Here is a 2095-nt window from a genome sequence, read left to right as displayed (position 1 = left end):
TGTTTGTCGTTTCCGGCGCCGGGAGTGGACGGTGTCGGGTATGGGAATCGGCGAGGAAGGGACCGCGATGACCGACGCGAACGGCACCGCTGAGCACTGGGACGCCCGCTACGGGGAGCACGAGCAGTTCTGGAGCGGGAATCCGAACACGGCCCTGGTCGAACACGTCGCGCACCTCGACCCGGGGCGCGCGCTCGACCTCGGCTGCGGTGAGGGCGCCGATGCGATCTGGTTAGCCGAGCAGGGCTGGCAGGTCACCGCCGTGGACGTCTCCGGTGAGGCGTTGCGGCGGGCTCAGCGGGCGGCCGAGGAAGCGGGAGTGGCCGGGCGCATCGACTGGCGCCGAATGGATCTGGCGAGTGAGTTCCCGCGCGGCGAGTTCGACCTGATCTCCGCGCAGTTCCTGCACTCCGAGGTGGAGCTGCCGCGCGAGGAGATCCTGCGCACCGCAGCGGCCGCGGTCGTACCGGGCGGGGTGCTGCTGATCGAAGGCCACGCCAACATTCCCGATTGGGCCCCGCAGCAGTACCACGATCATGATGTGCACCTGCCGAGTTCGCGGGAACTGCTGGAGACCTTGGGCCTCGGCGAGGAGTGGGAGGTGCTGGTCTGCGCCGAGCACGAACGCATCCAGAACGGACCGGACGGCTACATCGGGGCCAGGCAGGACACCACCCTCAAACTCCGCCGCAGCTCAGCCGCGCGGAGCCGGTGAGGCGGAGCGAGCCTCGAAGTATCGATCCGGCAGCGCCGCGGTTTGGCGGGCGTTGGGAAGGCCCGGGTCCGGCACTCAGCCGAACGCCTCCGTGTAGGTGTTTCGCAACTGCCATGCGGCTTCGTCGTGTGTCGGTGCTCCTCGGGTCGCAGTCCGACCGTCCAGGAAGTCTTCGAGTCGCTGCAATCCCGTGTGCCACCCCGCCGCCATCGCGGCGGCGAAGTCGCGGTCGTCGAAGATGTCGGTGAACTCGGCGTTCACGCCGACCCGGTGCGGGCATCGGCCGCTCCGGGGCCGGGAACCGACTTGACGTTGCCCGCGCCGATCGCTTCGCCGCAGGCCGAGCAGATCAGGTGCGCGTCGGCGATCTCGCCGCAGTCGCGGTGGATCAGTTGCAGGGGTGGCCCGTCGGGTGCGGCGTACTCGTCGCCCCATTGCCGCATGGCGGTGATGATCGGCCACAGATCGCGGCCTTTGGCGGTGAGCCGGTAGTCGAACCGCGGCGGGTGCTGCGAGTAGGGGACCTTTTCGACGACGCCGTGCTCGACGAGCCGGGCGAGGCGCTGGTTGAGGATGTTGCGGGAGATCCCGAGCCGCTGCTGGATCTCGTCGAAGCGGGTGGCGCCGAGGAACACGTCGCGCACGATCAGCAGCGACCAGCGTTCCCCCACGATCTCCAGGCACTGCGCGATCGAGCAGTGCATCTCGGAGAAGCTTTTGTGCTGCATCCCGGGCGACCGTAGTCAGTTGCATCATGGAACGCAATCTGCATAGGGTCGGTTCCGTCTTGGAACTCTCTGCGTCCGAGGAGCATTCGATGCCGGAACTCGCCGCCCCGTCCGCGTTCATGGAACTGCTGGGCATCTCGTTCGACGAGACCACCGCGAGCACGGTGCGCGGGTCGGTGGCCGCCGACGAGCGCCACCACCAGCCCTGGGGGCTCGTGCACGGCGGGCTCTACACCACGGTGATCGAGTCGTTCGCGACGACCGGTGCCTACGAGGCGGTCAAGGACCAGGGCCGGCAAGCGGTCGGCGTGTCGAACATGACCGATTTCCTGCGCCCGCACCGCAGCGGGCGGCTCGACGTGGTGGCCACCGCGATCAACCAGGGGCGCAGCCAGCAGCTCTGGCAGGTCGAGATGCGACGGCAGGACGACGGCAAGCTCGTCGCCCGCGGCCAGGTCCGCCTGCAGAACATCGACGCCGGTTGAGCTCTTGAACCCCGAAATGCTGCGGTCTCGACCAGCCGCGCGTGCTGGAGTTCAAGGATCACGTGCTGCGGGCGCAGCCCGGCTGCGAGCGGATCACCGTGCCGGTCGATCTGCGCGAAGACTGGCCTGCCGCCCTGCGCGCGGCCGGGTTCGACCCGGCCGCCCCG

Annotated in this window: 4 protein-coding genes and 1 pseudogene; 3 read left to right on the top strand and 2 right to left on the bottom strand. The window is 69.0% G+C overall.

Annotation, left to right across the window (positions count from 1 at the left end):
- Positions 1-40 precede the first annotated feature (40 nt).
- Entirely contained in the window at positions 41-715 is a 675-nt protein-coding gene (locus IJH84_RS00495) for a cyclopropane-fatty-acyl-phospholipid synthase family protein (RefSeq protein WP_367268926.1), read from the top strand.
- A gap of 75 nt (positions 716-790) precedes the next feature.
- Here the strand turns inward: IJH84_RS00495 and IJH84_RS00490 are convergent, their stop codons facing one another.
- Positions 791-976: a hypothetical protein gene (locus IJH84_RS00490; RefSeq protein ID WP_295138864.1), complete on the bottom strand. Its 186-nt coding sequence runs from the start codon at positions 974-976 to the stop codon at positions 791-793.
- On the bottom strand, positions 973-1443 hold the full coding sequence (locus tag IJH84_RS00485) for a helix-turn-helix domain-containing protein (RefSeq protein WP_295138861.1): 471 nt from the start codon (positions 1441-1443) through the stop codon (positions 973-975). Before IJH84_RS00485 ends, IJH84_RS00490 begins: the two co-directional genes overlap by 4 nt.
- An 89-nt stretch (positions 1444-1532) precedes the next feature.
- Here IJH84_RS00485 and IJH84_RS00480 point away from each other — a divergent pair, with 89 nt between their 5' ends.
- On the top strand, positions 1533-1928 hold the full coding sequence (locus IJH84_RS00480; protein WP_295138858.1) for a PaaI family thioesterase: 396 nt from the start codon (positions 1533-1535) through the stop codon (positions 1926-1928).
- 26 nt (positions 1929-1954) lie between these two features.
- A pseudogene (locus IJH84_RS00475) lies at positions 1955-2095 on the top strand (class I SAM-dependent methyltransferase); the annotation flags it as partial.

Source organism: Saccharopolyspora sp., from assembly GCF_017434145.1.
Classification (GTDB): domain Bacteria; phylum Actinomycetota; class Actinomycetes; order Mycobacteriales; family Pseudonocardiaceae; genus Saccharopolyspora_C; species Saccharopolyspora_C galaxeae.
The sequence above is the reverse complement of the archived record's forward strand: the minus strand, read 5'-3'. Positions and strand labels throughout refer to the sequence as shown.

Bases quoted from the DNA above. Each gene is read 5' to 3' on its own strand.
- IJH84_RS00485 (WP_295138861.1), bottom strand. From the start codon at position 1,443: ATGCAGCACAAAAGCTTCTCCGAGATGCACTGCTCGATCGCGCAGTGC.
- IJH84_RS00495 (WP_367268926.1), top strand. From the start codon at position 41: ATGGGAATCGGCGAGGAAGGGACCGCGATGACCGACGCGAACGGCACC.
- IJH84_RS00480 (WP_295138858.1), top strand. From the start codon at position 1,533: ATGCCGGAACTCGCCGCCCCGTCCGCGTTCATGGAACTGCTGGGCATC.